The organism is Mangrovivirga halotolerans, from assembly GCF_026241165.1.
GTDB lineage: Bacteria > Bacteroidota > Bacteroidia > Cytophagales > Cyclobacteriaceae > Mangrovivirga > Mangrovivirga halotolerans.
The window spans coordinates 1-17,491 of sequence record NZ_JAPFQN010000001.1 but is presented as its reverse complement, the minus strand read 5'-3'; the positions used below and the strand labels follow the sequence as shown (position 1 = coordinate 17,491).

Here is a 17,491-nt window from a genome sequence, read left to right as displayed (position 1 = left end):
TTTAAACAAATTTAAATTTAATGGGAAAATTTTTATCAATTCACGACATATATCCAACAGTTGGAAATGATTGCTGGTTTGCACCTAATGCTTATTTGATAGGAGATGTTAAAATGGGAGATGAGTGTACAGTCTGGTTTAATGCAGTAGTACGTGGAGATGTGAATTCAATCAGGATTGGCAACAAGGTCAACATTCAGGATCAGGCTGTGATACATTGCACCTATAAAAAATATGATGTTAAGATTGGGGATAATGTTTCAATAGGACACGGAGCAATAGTTCACGGATGTGAAATAAAAGATAATGTATTGATAGGGATGGGAGCTATCGTAATGGATGGAGCTGTTATTAATAAAGGGGCAGTAATAGGTGCCGGAGCAGTAGTCCTTGCCAACACTAATGTTGAAGAAGGAGCTGTATATGTTGGTAATCCTGCAAGAAAAATCAAAGATGGAGGAGAAAAGATGAAGGAACTTATTCAAAGAACAGCAGATAATTATCCGATGTATGCTTCCTGGTTTAAGGATTAACCGGGAAATACACTCCATTGACAATAATGAATTTTGTTTCACCGGAAATTAAATCCTGTATAAGAAATGTAGCAGGACTAAGTTTTTCCGGTGACCAATCTTCGTGAAGAGGTAAAATATTTAAAGGCATAGAAGTGGATTCTTTGGTAAGAGATAATCTGTCAAGTTTTACACTTGCGATCCCTTTTTTATGCAGTTCTTTGAAATTTAAACTTTTAACATCTTCAATGTTTGGTACGGATTGGCTATATGTGTTAACAGGTTTAATCAAGCAGTTTGTGGCGTCAATTTCATCAAAGCCTTTCAGTGTGCTTAAATCTCCCAATTCGGAAATGAAACCGAAATAATAATATTTGCTTTTTCCCTGCCATACCCGTTCCCGCTTGATCCCCAGATCAGCTATAAATTGCTGACCATCTCGCTCCAGCGTTGCATTTCTAACTATTACATCAAAATAAAATTCAGAGATGGAAGGTAATTCATTGTATTTTTGAAGATCCTTTTCATTATAATCAAGATCATCAGTGTACAAACAAGTAATTAATATTGAAAGGAAATTCAGTTTTCTGAGTTTTTCTTCGTTTTCATCACCTGGAACATATCCTGACTCGATAAGTACCAGGCCAGAGTTTTCAGCCTGAAAATTATCACCAAAGGCTCTTGGTTCAAATTTATCATCATACTTTCCCATTGGAATGTGTTGGTTTTCAAGTGAACCAATTTTTTCCACGATCTTGTTTATTAATGAAATAGCTCTTTTTCTACTGACAGTAAGAGACCGTTCTTTATCTGGAGCGGTTGCAAGAAAAGATAATTCCACATGCTCCCCGGTACTTTCACAGCCATAATATTTACTTTGATTATGCATATTCAAAGAATATTCAGGCTGAAAATCATCAAAAATCATTTTTAATATTTTTGATTCGGGAGCTGTCAATCGAAGTGCATCTCTGTTGAGGTCAATATCCCATGCATTTTCTCGTGTATGGTGTTCTGCACCATCAGGATTAACCATAGGCACAAAAAGCATGGTGCATTTTTCTGAAATATATTTTATTAATTCATCAAATTCTTCAGGATGGTTCTGAATAAAATAAAAAAAGTCCAGAACAGCGCGAGTTGCGGTAGGTTCATCTCCATGCATTTGTGTCCAGGCCATGATTTTGATTGGTCCACGACCGAATTTGATACCAAATATATCTCTCAATTCTACCGATCTCCCCAGTTTTTTAACCTCAAATTTATTTTGGTCAAGTGAGGTTATTTTTTCAATTAGGAAATCATACGAAGGGAATCTGAAATAATTATCTGCATCCTGTAAGTTAAGGAAGTTGTTACAGATTGTTTTTAAAAATTTTTCTTTAGTATCTTTCTCCATTCAAAAAATTATTTAGAATCTTTTCAGTGAAAATTTAATGAAGATCACAAAACCATCACCAGAAAATTATCCCTCTTTCTACGGATCTTATATTGATTCAGTTCCCGAACAAATAGAACCATTTTTGGAAAATCAATGGCATGAAATTAAAACTTTTATTTTAAATACTTCTAAAAATAAATTGGATTATAGGTATGGGCCTGACAAATGGACAATTGCTGAGGTTTTTGGCCATATAATCGATGTTGAAAAGGTAATGGGATACAGATTGCTTGCATTTTCAAGAAAAGATAATACCTCGATACCAGGATTTAGTGAAGATGATTACGTCCGGAATTCAGTTTATATTAATATGGAAAAAGAAGATCTGGCTGAATGGTGGCAATATGAGCGAGGAGCCAATCTTATGATGCTTAATGCTATTAGTCAGGATGCACTTGAATTTGTAGGCAATGCTAATGGAGCGCCAATTAAAACCAGTGCTCTACCTTATATTTTAGGTGGGCATGCTCAACATCATGTTAATATTTTAAAAGATCGTTACAAAATTTAGTTAAATTAAGATAAACCCTCAGGCAATATGAAATTTTTACTTAAAATTCTATTTACAACATTGGCAGTATTTGCCGGTGCCTATCTGATTCCGGGAGTAGAAACTGAATCATTTACAGTGGCTCTTATTCTTGCTATAGTTTTGACAATTCTGAATGTGACTATAAAACCCTTGTTGGTCATTCTTACCATACCCATAACCGTAGTTACACTGGGATTATTTCTTCTGGTGATCAATGCGCTTATTATATTATTGGCTGATTACCTTGTTGGTGGGTTTTATGTGAGTGGTTTCTGGACAGCATTATTGTTTTCCATTGTAGTTTCGATTATGGTGAGTATTTTTGAATCGTTTGACAAAGATTAAATATGAAAGATATAATAGATAGAATTAAAAAGGAGAAGAAAGCCTATTTGATGAATGAGGAGGAAGATAATTCTCCGGAATATGCCAACTTTTTTTTTCTCACCGACAAAAATGGTGAGGAGGAACTAGTAAATGCGGTTTTATATACCCTGGAAATGTATTACCAGTCTGAAGTATTTGCCAAAGCTGAAGAAGAAACCTTAAAACGTCATCCGGAATACGCCAAAATGCAAAAAGGGAAGGAACTTCCTGAACACAAAACTGAAGAGATCGAAATGTTCCTGACGGAGGTCATGGATCAAATTGAAGAAGACGGAGAGATACAAGTAAGTGAGCATATTTATGAAGAATATGAAGATGAAGTGCTTATGGTGGAAGCAGGGTTGAATATTCCTGAGGTGTCTGAATCGGAGATCGTTAATTTCATTAATAAATTTAATAACGATGAAATTTCATTAGATGATAGTCTGTATTCATTTGAGCTTGACTAATAATTCTGCTAACAATTTATTATTTAGTTCAGTTAAGAATTTATGTTAAAAGTAGCTTGGGCAGATTCTTATTGTCATCCATTACCGGAAGGACATAGGTTTCCAATGGAAAAATATACATTGCTCCCTGAACAATTGTTATATGAAGGTACGTTGGAAAACGATAATTTTTTCACACCAGCCATTCCCAAAGATGATGTGATTTTTTCTACTGTACATTCTGAAGAATATATAAAAAAACTAAATCAACTCACCTTATCACGTTCTGAAGAAAGGAAAACCGGATTTCCTTTATCTGAAGGTTTGGTAAAAAGAGAAAAACAAATAATTCAGGGATCGGTAGATGCCACAGAGTATGCTTTAAAATTTGGCTGTGCAATGAATATTGCCGGGGGTACTCATCATGCATTTACTAATAGAGGTGAAGGTTTTTGCCTGTTAAATGATATTGCAGTTTCTGCTCAATACCTAATTAACAAGCATAATTTTGATAAAATTCTAATTGTTGACCTGGATGTTCATCAGGGAAATGGTACTGCAGAGATATTTAGAGGGAATAGAAAAGTCTTTACCTTTTCGATGCACGGTAAAAATAATTATCCATTACATAAAGAAAAATCAGATCTTGATATTGAATTAGCTGATGGAACCGGAGATGAAGTTTATCTTGATATTCTCGATGAATACTTAGGTAAATTGATCGAGAAACACGAACCTCAATTTATATTTTTTCAAAGTGGGGTAGACGTACTTAAAACTGATAAGCTTGGTCGATTAGGGCTTTCCGTAAACGGTTGCAAAGAAAGAGATAGAAAAGTTCTTGAAAGCTGTAAGGTTAATGATATTCCGGTAATGATCAGTATGGGTGGTGGGTATTCTGAAGATATTAAATTAATAATTGAAGCACACGCAAATACTTATAGACTGGCACAAGAGCTTTTTTTCTGATAAATTATGTAACAAACCTCTTTTTACATGAGTTTTTAGTTATATGAAAGATCAGGTGGCCTTGCGGATGAGTGCTCTTTATGCAGTCCTTTTTGTAACACTTCTGTGGTGTATAAAGGCCCTTGAAATAGCTATGAACCTAAGTTTAGGGTTTCTTGGAGTCTTTCCCGGCAATGGGAAAGGTATGCTGGGAATATTTACAGGACCTTTAATTCATGGGAATTTCGACCATCTGATTAGTAATAGTCTTCCTTTGTTGGTATTGATCACAGGAACATTCTTTTTTTATAGAAAGGTGGCAGTCCATGTGTTCCTGGTAATATACATGTTAAGCGGATTTCTCGTTTGGCTGTTTGCCCGTGAAGCATATCATATTGGTTCATCAGGAATTGTTTATGGATTAGTCTTCTTTTTGTTTTTTAGTGGCTTATTCAGAAGGGAGTATCGATCTCTGATTATTTCTTCAGCTGTATTTTTGTTATATGGGACTACATTTCCCGGGATTTTGCCTGGGGACCCCTTTATTTCATTTGAATCGCATTTAGCAGGAGCATTTTCAGGGTTGATTGGAGCGTACATATATAGAAGGCATCCGCTATTGGGATTGCCCAGTATTCCTGAAGATAAAGTTAATAATGACGAGGAACCAGTAGATAAGATAGAGCTTCCCGATTACACCAAGTCTCATACAGGTAAAGAATCAGATGCGATAAATTATACATTTAAAGAAAAAGAAAGTAAATAGAATTTCTTCAAATCAAATGTATTTATATCTTTGCAGGCGATATAAAACATGAAAAGTAGAGATTTTATGAAAAACATTTTTAAGTATAGTTCTGTCCTAACAGTTGCATTGCTGTTTTTTGTTTCATGTAACCAGCAAGGAACTTCAGAAACTGCGGAGGGTAAGGAGAGTGAGTCAACTACTTCAGATGTAATTGCATCGGATTTAAAAGTTGGATATGTTAATTCCGACAGTCTTACTAAAAACTATAAATTCTATCAGGATGTTCTTGAAGAACTAGAATCTGAGAGAACAAGGTTAGAGAGACAATTGGAAAGCAGAGCTCAAGGTTTACAAAAGGAATTTGAAGATTATCAAAAATCTGCTCAGAATTTGACAATGGGTCAGGCTAGAAATATTGAAGAAAACCTGCAGAGAAAGCAGCAAAACTTAATGATGCAAAGGGAAAACTTTGCTCAAACTTTAAGGCAAACAGAAGCAGAAAAGACTAAGGAAGTTGTAGATAAGATTAACAAATTCATTGAATCTTACAGCAAAGAAAACGGATATCATATAATTTTAAAATATGAGAGCGTTTGGTATTCTGATGAAAGAATGAATATCACTACTGATGTTGTAGACGGATTAAATGCTTCTTATGAGGCAGAGAAAAACCCTTCTGAAGAAGAAAAAAGCACTTCTGAACAAGATTCTATCAAATAATAATTTCAGGTAATAAGATATAAAAAGAGTGGCATGTAATAACTGCCTCTCTTTTTTTTATTAATTTTTATTGATTTGCTATCAATTTTTTTATATTTAGATTATGATTTTTTGATATTTTTTTAATGTAAATCAATGATAGACAAGCTTATTGGTCTGATTGGAGCCCGGCCGGATGAAAAAGAGAAGGTGATGTTGTTGCTGGCAAAAGGGTTTTTTATGGGTATATTCCTTGCGGGATATACAGTTACCGCCCAGACCTTATTTATTAACAGAATAGGAGCCGATAAACTTGATACAGCATTTGTATTGACAGGATGTCTAGGGGTTGTTGTTACCTGGGTTTATTCAAAAATACAGCATAATCTACATTATTCTAAACTCGTAATTGGCAATATAGTCCTTGTGACTTTCCTCATTCTTGGGATTCGTATTTGCTTTCATTTTTACGGAAGCCAGGATTGGTTGATTTACTTATTGTATATTTTGTATGGCCCGATTAATGCTTTGATCATACTGGGGTTTTGGGGCGTTTTCTTACGGTTATTCAATCTACGTCAGTCAAAAAGAATTATAGGAGGAATCGATAGTGGTCAATTGAGTGCTTCAATTTTGACCTTTTTTACTTTACCTTTTTTAAATAAATTTACAGACCCTTCGGATATATTAATTATTACCAATGGTTCATTGATAATCTCCCTGGCTTTTCTGTTGGTAATTGTGAAAAAATACGATATCGATTTTACTAAGATCAAGACAAAAGCAGAAAAGAGAAGTCTGAAATTCAAAAATCTTTTCAAGCGAAAATACATCGTATTGCTATCTGTATTTTTGATCGTTTCAATGATAGCGTTCAAATTTATTGAGTTTATTTATTCTAATGCTCTTGAACAGAGATATGTAAATGACGAACAAAGTCTTTTTGCCTTTATTGGTATCGCCAATGGTACTGTAATGATATTGAGCTTTTTGATCCAGACCTTTGTTAATGACAGAATAATAGCAGATTATGGGGTTAAAACAGCTGTCCTGGTTATGCCGGTAATTTTAGGAACCCTGAGTATAGTTGCTATTTTTATTACAACTGCTTTTGGTTTCTCAGGTGTTGAATCCGCTGGTTTTGCGGCATATTTCATTGTTATAGTTGGGGCGTATGTTTTTACTAATTCGCTTCGGGATGCAATGGAAAATCCAGCCTTTAAATTATATTTCCTTCCATTAGAAGACAATATCAGATTTGATATCCAGACCAAAATTGAAGGTGTTATCGGTCAGGTTGCAACCCTGGTAGCAGGTGGTTTTATGCTTTTGCTTTCATATGTAAATCTTGAAAGAGCTTACTTCTTGTTATCATTGTTGTTCATTGTAGTATTAATGGTTTTTGTAGTAAATGCCTTGCACAAGCAATATAATGAAGTCCTTCATCGGAAATTATCAACGTTAAAAAAGAATGTTAAAAGTACTGATTCTAATCTACCTTTTAATTCTGCAGTTTTGAGTCATGACGTTATTCTGGGATTATTGAAATCAGATTTAAATACGGTTAAATTAAATTTAGAATTGGTTAAAAAAATCGAACCGGGCCAGTACTATGATCTATTATATTATTTACTAAATAGTGATAAGGAAGAAGTGGTAATGCATGTGCTAAAATTAATTACTGAAATAAAGCCACTTTCATCGTTACAACCATTAAATAAAGTTATAGAAAATACCAAGCATAGCCAGGTTAAGATGATGGCTGAGAATGCAAGATCAATGATCTACCATTTTAAAGGCATTATGGATGAAGGGTTTTTGCTTGATCAAATGGCAAGATCAGCCAATGTCAATGAAAGAGAATTTGTTGCTCATTATCTTTCTAATCATGAATCAAATAGTAAAAATGACAATCTTTTACATTTGTTATTAAGAGATCCAAATAATCAGGTAAGAAAGTCTGCTATAATTGCAGTGGGGAAAATAAAAAGACCTGAATTTTGGCCAATGCTTTTAGAATTGATTCAATCTAATACTTTTGGTTCACTCGCTCAAAAATCACTTTCTCTTATAGGAGATCCAGTAATAGGCAGGCTTGAAGCAGTATTTTATAAGTCAGGACAGTCATTACAAACCATGAGAAGAGTTTTGAAAACTTATGGCAGAATCGGTTCTGAAAAAGCAAAAGAAGCGTTATGGAATAAAATGGATTATCCAGATAAGCAAATTCAACAAGAAGTATTAGGTAATTTATCTGGAATTGGTCTGGTGGTTAATGCTGAAAGAGCATCGAAGATCAAAGACATAATAAAGAGTGATTTAATTAATATAGTATGGAATCATCTTGCTATACGAACAGTTCGTATTGATATGGATAACCAGTTAATAGAATCACTTGAAGAAGAAAACCGAAAGACTTTTGATCATATTTACACTTTACTGGCAATGATCTATGATAAATCTTCTATTGCAATTGTTAAAGAAAATATTGAAAGTAATAATCCTGATAATATAACATTTGCCATAGAATTATTAGATGTATTTCTGGATGATGATCTTAAGGAATATATTATACCAGTTTTAGATGATATACCTATAGAAGATAAGTTGTCAAAACTTAACATTTATGATCCTTTTGTGGATGCAACAGATGCAGATCTTTTTAAAAGCATCATCAATAGGGATTATAATCAAATAAGTCGATGGACTAAAGCATGTGCTTTATTTAATATGGCATTTTTAGATGAAGACGATATTGTTTCAGATGACCTGATTGCCCAACTTTTCAATCCTGATCAATTACTGTGTGAAACAGCAGCATGGGTAATATACTCTCATTCTCCTTATGATTTTCAAATATTAAGTAAAAGAATTCCGGAACAGTCAAAAAGATATATTACCAAGTTAATTCCTGAAATAGATAATCACAATATAAATGATATTTTCAAACTAAAGTTTGGAAAAGCAAGATTCCTTAAGAAAATAGAGTTATTCAATACTTTGAGTACGAGTGTTTTAAATGAAGTACTCGAAATATGTGAGGAAGTTTATTACCCTGAAGGAACTACTTTGAATATTAAGGGTAAATATAGTTTTAGTGATCTGATATTAATATTTAAAGGAAAGCTCTCATTAGTTAATAATAAAGGAGAGACATTCAAATTCGGAAATGGTCACGTCATCGGAGGGGGGATACATCTTTCAGGTGATGATTACTTTTCTGTAATTGAAAAAGATATAATTGGGTTAAAAATTAAATATGATGATTATCTCGAATTACTAAATAATCATAAGGAGGTACTTGAAAAGGTACTGAGGTTGAACAATAGACAGTTCGTTTTGTGAAATTGGTAAAATTATATTTTTCCATCTATTGTTTGACTCTTTTTAATATTTACCTATATTAGTAATAATTTTTTAAAAAGAAAGAGCCAATTTTTTTTAAAAGTGAAAGAAACCTGTGAAATCATATTATGTTATTCAGAGGTTGATAACTCCAACTTTGAATCTGGAAATAAAGGGTGGATTGATCAATTCGTAATAATATTTCAGAAATTTCTTGATCGAATTTCTGAGAGAAAATGCATAATTCATAAATTATCTGATGATGAGGATACTTATGAAGATGTTGATATATTCATTCCCGTTATCAGCCCTAATTTTCTTCAATCTGAAACTTGTCAGGGGTATTTGAGGAAACATCTTAAAAGGATGTCTAACGATCCATTAAAAATTGGTAATAGTGTTTATGCCCTTGTTTATCTTCCTGTTTTTGAAGAAGAGTTGAATAATGTGGTTAAAGAATCTCCCAAAGTTGATTTTTACGAATTAGAGCCATTTTCGGATGTGCCTGTGGTATATGAAGCAGAAAACGAAGACGGTATAAATCAAAAATATTGGTCCCGTGTTTCTGATCTAAGCTCTATGGTTATCAATTATATAAGAAATGAAATTAGTATAGGAGATAGCGGAGATCGTTCATATTTTAAAAATGAATCGAAAAACATATACGTCGCGAATGTTGTAAATGAGTGCCTTGAGGCAAGAGAGGCATTAATCAGGGACCTGAAGAGACATGGATATAATGTTTATCCAAAAGGCAGCATGCCTGATAACAAAGTAGAGCTGAGTGCAAAGATTAAAGAGGAGTTATCTTATTGTTCTGTTTCAGTTCATATGCTTGGCGGAGAATATGGGCATATATCAGAAAAATTCAGAACCAGCATTTCTGAACTTGAACACGATCTTTCCCTTGAACGTGCAAACCAGGGAAATAATAAATTTAAAAGAATAGTATGGTTGTCTACCCATTTGACAGAAATGTCAGATAGACAAAGGTTTTTTGCAGAAAGAGTTATACAGCAATCTGAAGATAAGTTACTGACAGAAATAGTGGATTTACCGCTTGCAGAATTTAAATCACTTGTGAGGAAGTTTATTAATAGTGATCAATATCAAGAAGATATAAATCTTGATTATAGTGCAGGAGATAGTGAAGGGACGTATTTGATGTACAACGATTACGATAAGCACAATGTGATCTCATTAAAAGAAAAGTTGAATAAACTTGGTGTCAAGTATTCAATATGTGAAAATGAGGGGAATGCTTTTGATACCTTCGAAAGGCATAAATATTTGCTTAACAATTGTTCTTCCACAATAATTTTTAATACAAATCAGAATAAAGATTGGATTACATCAAGATTAAGGGACGTGCTTAAGTCAAAAGGATTGGGTAGGGCGCACAGCTACGAATTTAATGTGATCTATACACCAGATTGTGATATTAACACTGATTTAATTGATAAACTGGAATTTCCTATCATACTGCAAAGTGATGATTTTGAGAAGAAATTGGAGGGGTTTTTAGCAAAAACAGCTAATAATTAATGAGCGATAATAAGGATCATATAAAATTTTTGACTGAAGAAAAGTTGTTTATTCCTTTTCCCGGCCTAAGACCATTTAGTCCGGATGAAAGTCATTTGTTCTTTGGTCGTGAGGGGCAGAGTTCTGATATAATTACAAAGCTTGAAAAGCATAAGTTTGTTGCCGTAGTAGGAGATTCAGGAAGTGGTAAATCTTCTTTAATGTATTGCGGGTTACTCCCGATGTTACAGGGTGGATTTATTAATAGTGCAGGAAGTAAATGGGAAGTTATAACTCTAAGACCGGGTATATCGCCAATATCCAATCTTGCGGAAGCAGTATTGAAGGTATCAGATATTGATAACAACGATGCTGAAGACTTTGAAATAAACCAAGCTATAAACTCTACAATTTTAAGGGGATCTTCATTGGGTCTGGTTGATCTGATAAGACAATATAGGAGAGATGAAGAAAAAAGTTACCTGATACTGGTTGATCAGTTTGAGGAATTATTTCGTTACAGGGCCAGTACAGAGCATCATAGTGATGCTGTAAATGAGTCCATAGCATTTGTTGATCTTTTTTTAGAGGCAATAAATCAATCTGAACAGCCCATATATGTAGCCCTGACAATGAGGTCTGACTTTATTGGAGAATGTGCTCAGTTCCCTGAGTTGACAAAAAAAATAAATAATAGCCATTACCTGATTCCTCAGCTTAGTCGTGGGCAAAAGCAACTGGCTATAGAAGGTCCCGTTGCAGTTGGTGGGGGAAAAATATCTAAACGATTAACTCAGCAATTGTTAAATGACATCGGAGATACCCAGGATCAATTACCATTAATGCAGCATGCACTGATGCGAACCTGGCAATATTGGGAAGATAATCGAGAGGAAGACGAATCTTTAGATATAAAGCATTATAATGCTGTCGGAACAATCCGGGAGGCACTGAGTTTGCATGCAAATGAGGCCTATGATGAATTAAACTCAGAGCAAAAGCAAATTTGTGAAACCTTATTTAAAACAATCACCGAAAAGAAAGGAAGTGATAATTTTGGTATTCGAAGGCCTGAAAAAGTCTCTTATATCGCTACTGTTTGTGGTTGCTCTGTATCTGAACTCATAGAAGTAATTGACAAATTCCGTGAGCCTGGAAGATCCTTATTGATGCCTCCTTATAACAAGGAACTTGATAGTGAATCCGTAGTTGATATTTCTCATGAGTCTTTAATGAGGATTTGGATAAGGCTGAGAAACTGGGTTGAAGAAGAGTCTGAAGCAGCTCAAATGTATCTCAGGTTATCTGATGCTGCTGAAAAGTATCAAATGGGAAAGGCATCATTGCTTCGTCCACCGGATCTCCAGCTTGCATTAAATTGGCAGGAAAAATATAAACCGACTTTACAGTGGGCACAGCGATATGACCCGTCTTTTGAGCGGGCGATGGTCTTTCTGAAAACTTCAAAAGAAGAATATGAAAGAGAACTTCTCTTAAAAGAGCAATTACAAAAAAGAAAACTACGAAGAACCCGCCTTGCTGCTATTTTGTTTTCTGCTATTGCGGTGATTTGTACTATTTTCTTATTGTTTGCCTTACAGCAAAGAGAAGCAGCAATATATTCAGCTCAGATAGCACAGGAAGAATCTGAAAGAGCAGAAAGAAAGGAAGTAGAAGCTAATTATCAGGCTGAAAAAGCAAAAAATAACTTGATAATTGCCGAAAGACAAACAAGATTAGCTCAGGAAAGTGAGGAAAGAGCCAAAGCCGAGGCAGCTCGAAACGAACTGTTGAGAATAGAAGCCCAGGAAGCTAATTTAAGATTGCAAGTAAGTGAGGCTGAAGCAAGAAACGAAAAGAAGAAAGCTGATTCTTTAAGAAAATTAGCTGATCAGAAAAGGGAAGAGGCAATTCAGCAAAGGCTAAAAGCAAATATTTATGCTCAGGATGCCGAGTTTGCTAGATACAGAGCTATTGCTCAGAGTATGGCTGTTAAGTCTGTGCAGACTGATGAAGAAGACTTAAAAGGATTGCTCGCTCAACAAGCGTACTTATTTAACCTAAATTATGGTGGAAGTATTTATGACCCTTATATCTACGATGGATTATATTATGCCACTAAGGAATTGAATAAAGATCCTTTAAATAAAATAAAAGGACATAAAGATGCTATCCGAGCTATTGCACATTATAATAATTCTGAAGCCTTTGTTTCGGCAGGATCAGATGGAAAACTGATGCTTTGGGAATGGAATGATGGGGAACTGGAAGAAAAAGAGATTTACCATAATGAAGGAGTTGAAAACAGAACTTTAACTATCAGCAACGATGATAAATGGCTTGTTAATGGTACCGGAGCCAATGTGATGCAGATTTTTGATCTTGAAAAATTAAGGAGAAAGCCTAAGGTTGTTAATGGACATTTTGAACCTATTGTAGAAGTCGATTTTTATAAAGGTAATAAAGGAATTGTATCTATCGGATTGGATAGTATAATTGGTTACTATGATTTTGAAGTATTCCATGTGCTTTACAAAACTAAAAGCAGACCAAATGCACTTTCTGTAAATCCGGTTACCGGAGAAATTTATGTTGGTCTTGAAAATGGCCACGTTTTAAAAATGTCAGATGTTTCCAGAAAACCAGTAACCTGGAAAAAATTCGAAGGGCCTGTCACCGCCTTAGAATTTAATAAGGCAGGAACTCTCATGGCTGTTGGTTTAACATTAGCTAATAACAGAAGTGATGTGATTTTAATGCAACCTCAGATTAAAAAACAATATGCTCGTTTAAGAGGTCATAAATCAGCAATTACAACTTTACAATTTGGACAAAATGATGAATTGCTAGCATCGGCTTCATTCGACAGAAGTGTGTTAGTCTGGCCGATGTCTGATGTTAACCAATTGCCAATTGTAATGAATGACCATGATGGCTGGGTGACTTCATTGAAGTTTACACAAAATGGTGATTATTTAATTGCCGGTACATCAAGAGATTATCTCCGCATAAGGCCAATTTCTGCTACTATTATGGCTAATGATATGTGTGAGTATCTGAAAAGAAATTTTACAAAAGAAGAATGGTATCAATATGTAGCGCCTGATATTGATTATGAAACAACGTGTGGTGAAATTGTACAATAAATATATACTAGCAGTTCTGATGATTTTATGCATCACAATAGATGTGAATGCACAGGAAACAACTTGTAGTCAGAATCTTCGCAGGGCACAGGAATTATATGACATCGGGCATTTTAAAGATATTCCACCACTGCTGGAAGATTGTATGGACGGCGGATTTTCTAAAGAAGAGAAAGTTCAGGCTCTAAAATTATTTGTATTGACAGATATCTTTAAAGATAATTGGTATGATGCGGATACTTCCATGATCACTTTTCTTCATGCAAAGCCTGATTATAAAATCAATGAGGATTTTGATCCTTCCGAGTTTATAAATTTATACAATTCTTTTAAAACCTGGCCAGCCTTTAGCATTGGAGTAAAAGGAGGGTCTAATATAAGTACAATTAATCTTACGGAATTATATGGGGTAGACAATACCATCGCAGATTCTTCGAGTTCCAGTATCAATTTAGGATTTCAATTTGGTGTAGTGGGTGAATATATGATCAATGAGTCGTTTCAGGCCTTTGCAGAGATTCAGTTTCTACAGAATAGATACACGAAGACTAGTAGCCTATTTGATTTTAATGTACAGGAAGTTAAGGAAAATCAGTCTTGGATTGGTTTACCGATTGGGGTAAGATATACCTTGAAAGGAAATAAAGTTAGACCTTTTGTATATCTGGGTGGAGATATTTCATATTTAATTTCTTCTGTGGGAAATGTAAGTAGGGTTGGTTCGTTTGAGACAAGGCCAATTGTAAGTCCGAACTTTGATTATGTAGAATCGGGAGTCAGAAATCGGGTGAACATTAGTGCCATAGGTGGTTTTGGAGTGAAGATTAAAACTGGTATTCACAATATTTTAATTGATATTCGAGGTCAAAAAGGCTTTCCTAATCTTTCAACCGTTGATAACAGGTATGGAGATCGGGAATTATTATATAGATTCGGATATGTTGATGATGATTTTCAATTAAATGTATTCAGCGTTAGTGTAGGTTATATTTATTCAATATATAAGGTTAAAAAGATTAAGGATAAGAAGCTGTGATTAGGAAGTATTTTTACATATTGATAGGATTTTTCATTGCCTTTGTTAGCGGATGCGACAGTGTCAATGTTGAGCCTGAGAAAGAGCGTATCTTTGTTAAAATGTATGGAGGAGAACAAAGAGACGAAGGTGTTGATGTTTTAGAATTATCAGATGGCGGATATGTAATCCTTGGAAATAGTTATTCAAATTACGGAGGGCAATTTGGGGGGCAGGATATTATTGTGATCCGAACAGATGCTCAGGGAAATGAACTATGGAGAAAAAGATTGGGTGGACCTGGATTTGATGAAGGAAAAGATATCTTAATAGATCCTGCAGGTAATATTTTAGTAGTAGGAAGTAAAGGGCTTAACAATGGTGTGAAATTAGGGTATATTTCAAAGATTTCTATGACAGGGGAGCTATTGATGGAAGATAATTTCGGAGATAGCATTAATTCCTATTCCTACAATTCCGCCAATTTTTTTAATGACTTTTTATTTGTTACCGGTAAAACTAGTTGCACAGAATGTAAAAAGGATGGGAGAATAGGAACTGGTGATTCTGTAGATATTCTAACTAGTGCATACCAGCTTTCAAGTTTCACTTTTTTAGATACGATTATTGATGGTTTTCAAGGAGTGGATGAGGGGAAATTTCTATTAAATTTTGATGATTCTGATCTGGGGATAAATCAATTAAATATAGCTATATTAGCTGATGCTTCTCAAGGAATAGATGGTCAAAGTTCCCAAACAGGGGACTTTGTGTTTTTAGTTGATGCTAAATATTTTAGTGAAACCCAACCATCATTTAATAAAGCTTCAAATAATATAGATGGTTATTTAAAAACAACTGATATAGTCTCAAGACCAGGCAATAATTTAATATATTATTTTGCAGCTAATTATTATTCAAGTCTTTCTGATCCAACACCTGAACAAAGAATTATATCGTTTAGAAAAGAGCCATTAGAACCCCCGCAATTTATATCTCAGAGTATTTATAATCTTGGGAATAGTGAAATTAACGGGTTAACCTATTTTTCTACTGAAGCTGGTGCTAGAATAATTACAGCATCTTCAACAAATTATTATAGTGAAGCAGGAAGTAATACTGATATTGTATTACCAGCTTATAGAATAAATGCATTTAATAGCTTTATTGAAGATGTAGAATGGAACACTGTTCCACGGCTACACGGATTTAATAGTAATGATAAAGCAGGAAATATTATTCAAACCTCAGATAATGGTTTGGTTTTAGTGGGGACAATAGGTTTTGATGACCAGATTGAAAGTAATAACACAATGATTTGTCTTATTAAAACAAATTCTGAAGGTTTTGTTGAATAATCATGAATATTAAGATTTAGATATAAAAGACTTTTTATACACGATATTAGAGCCATTTTTTAATGAAAAGCTTAAATGTAATTTTTAATAATAATCGAAATAAGACACAAAACAGTTTCTTACAGCTTTTTCTGTATGTTGTTCTGTTTTTATCAACTTTCTCGGTTTTTTCCCAGGTAACTGTTACACCAGCAACTGGCGGGACTAATATTTGTGGTGATGGGAGTTTTATCCCTTTAAGTAATATTATAGTTACTGAAACTACCAACTCTGACTTTAGTGCCGGGACCTACGATATAGATCTCGTACTTCCTGCGGGATTTGAGTTTAATACTGCAACCGGTACAATAACTGTTTCTAATGGAAATAAGATAACAATAAATACAGCTGCTTATATAACTACATCGACAGCAAGAATTAATATAACCGTATCTTCTGCAACAGGGGGGCCTGCTGATGAACTTACTTATTCAGGATTAGAAGTTCGCTTAACCGGGGCTGCAACATCTGGAAATATTACCTTTAGTGACCCTGGAACAAATGTTTTTGGGCTTAACGGAACAAATGCTGGGAATCTTAATTTTAAAAATGTTGAGGGTATTATATCGGGGACGACTTCTATATGTCCTGGAACAAGTACATTATTAACATTTAATTTGACTGGTGGGGCCGCTCCCTATGATGTCGTTTATAGCGATGGTACAACTAATTACACAGTAAATAATATTACTGATGGGTCAACTGTAAGCGTGTCTCCATCAACGACGACTACATATTCTTTAGTAAGCGTTACTGATGATGCCGGTTGTATAGATCAGGATCCTGCAGGCTCTGCTACCATTACTATCGAATCACCTGTTTCAGGGTTATTGTCAGCCGAACCCTCAGCAATCTGTGCTGGTGAATCAGTTGATCTAAGCTTCACCTTATCTGGATCTTCGACAACGTATGATGTAACTTATACCGATGGCACCACTCCGGTGACCTTAACAGGAATCAGTAATGGGCATGTAGAAACAATCACCCCGACAGCAACGGCTACTTATAGCCTGACCAGCATTACCGCAAATGCTTCAGGATGTACGACTACTTCTAACTTGAGTGGCACACCAACAGTGACCGTGAATCCACTACCGGATGGCAGTCTATCAGGTGGAGCAACCGTATGTGTCGGTGGATCAACGAATTTGACCTTTAACTTTACAGCTGGTACGGCACCATTTGATGTGGTGTATACCGATGGCACGACCAACTTTACAGCAAATAATATCACCGATGGGGCGACAGTAAGTGTCTCTCCATCAACAACGACGACTTATACATTAGTCAGTGTGACGGATGACAACGGATGTAGTGATCCAACACCAACGGGCAGTGCGACCGTAACTGTATCACCACAAGTGAGTGG

At 34.8% G+C, this 17,491-nt stretch carries 14 protein-coding genes; 13 read left to right on the top strand and 1 reads right to left on the bottom strand.

Annotated elements, in window-relative coordinates; translation table 11 throughout:
* Positions 1–20: 20 nt before the first annotated feature.
* The gene (locus tag OO013_RS00070) at positions 21–533 is read left to right on the top strand and encodes a gamma carbonic anhydrase family protein (protein WP_266054470.1); all 513 of its coding nucleotides are present in this window, start codon (positions 21–23) and stop codon (positions 531–533) included.
* On the opposite strand, the gene OO013_RS00065 is transcribed toward OO013_RS00070, so the two are convergent.
* Entirely contained in the window at positions 523–1,911 is a 1,389-nt protein-coding gene (locus tag OO013_RS00065) for a M14 family zinc carboxypeptidase (protein WP_266054469.1), read from the bottom strand. The genes OO013_RS00070 and OO013_RS00065 overlap by 11 nt on opposite strands.
* A gap of 37 nt (positions 1,912–1,948) precedes the next feature.
* Between OO013_RS00065 and OO013_RS00060 the strand changes: the two genes are divergently transcribed.
* The 12 genes from OO013_RS00060 to OO013_RS00005 all read left to right on the top strand — a co-directional run.
* Positions 1,949–2,464, top strand: a complete 516-nt coding sequence (locus tag OO013_RS00060) for a DinB family protein (protein WP_266054468.1) — start codon at positions 1,949–1,951, stop codon at positions 2,462–2,464.
* A 27-nt stretch (positions 2,465–2,491) separates the two neighbouring features.
* A complete protein-coding gene (locus OO013_RS00055; protein ID WP_266054467.1) occupies positions 2,492–2,830 on the top strand; it encodes a phage holin family protein in 339 nt (112 codons plus the stop codon).
* Between the two features lie 2 nt (positions 2,831–2,832).
* Positions 2,833–3,321 (top strand): hypothetical protein, encoded by a 489-nt coding sequence (locus OO013_RS00050; protein WP_266054466.1) that lies wholly within the window; start codon positions 2,833–2,835, stop codon positions 3,319–3,321.
* A gap of 42 nt (positions 3,322–3,363) precedes the next feature.
* Positions 3,364–4,269 carry a histone deacetylase family protein gene (locus OO013_RS00045; RefSeq protein WP_266054465.1) on the top strand — a complete coding sequence of 302 codons (906 nt, stop codon included), beginning with the start codon at positions 3,364–3,366 and terminating at the stop codon, positions 4,267–4,269.
* A gap of 43 nt (positions 4,270–4,312) precedes the next feature.
* Positions 4,313–5,014, top strand: a complete 702-nt coding sequence (locus tag OO013_RS00040) for a rhomboid family intramembrane serine protease (RefSeq protein ID WP_266054464.1) — start codon at positions 4,313–4,315, stop codon at positions 5,012–5,014.
* A 48-nt stretch (positions 5,015–5,062) separates the two neighbouring features.
* Positions 5,063–5,716: an OmpH/Skp family outer membrane protein gene (locus tag OO013_RS00035; protein ID WP_266054463.1), complete on the top strand. Its 654-nt coding sequence runs from the start codon at positions 5,063–5,065 to the stop codon at positions 5,714–5,716.
* 135 nt (positions 5,717–5,851) lie between these two features.
* Positions 5,852–9,040, top strand: a complete 3,189-nt coding sequence (locus OO013_RS00030) for a hypothetical protein (RefSeq protein ID WP_266054462.1) — start codon at positions 5,852–5,854, stop codon at positions 9,038–9,040.
* 102 nt (positions 9,041–9,142) lie between these two features.
* The gene (locus OO013_RS00025) at positions 9,143–10,585 is read left to right on the top strand and encodes a DUF4062 domain-containing protein (RefSeq protein ID WP_266054461.1); all 1,443 of its coding nucleotides are present in this window, start codon (positions 9,143–9,145) and stop codon (positions 10,583–10,585) included.
* Positions 10,585–13,710: an nSTAND1 domain-containing NTPase gene (locus OO013_RS00020; RefSeq protein WP_266054460.1), complete on the top strand. Its 3,126-nt coding sequence runs from the start codon at positions 10,585–10,587 to the stop codon at positions 13,708–13,710. The genes OO013_RS00025 and OO013_RS00020 overlap by 1 nt, the downstream gene beginning before the upstream one ends.
* A gap of 19 nt (positions 13,711–13,729) precedes the next feature.
* Positions 13,730–14,746, top strand: a complete 1,017-nt coding sequence (locus tag OO013_RS00015; protein ID WP_266054459.1) for a porin family protein — start codon at positions 13,730–13,732, stop codon at positions 14,744–14,746.
* On the top strand, positions 14,743–16,083 hold the full coding sequence (locus tag OO013_RS00010) for an SBBP repeat-containing protein (protein ID WP_266054458.1): 1,341 nt from the start codon (positions 14,743–14,745) through the stop codon (positions 16,081–16,083). Before OO013_RS00015 ends, OO013_RS00010 begins: the two co-directional genes overlap by 4 nt.
* Before the next feature lie 62 nt (positions 16,084–16,145).
* A partial coding sequence (locus OO013_RS00005) for a hypothetical protein (protein ID WP_439651809.1) occupies positions 16,146–17,491 on the top strand: 1,346 nt, incomplete at its 3' end.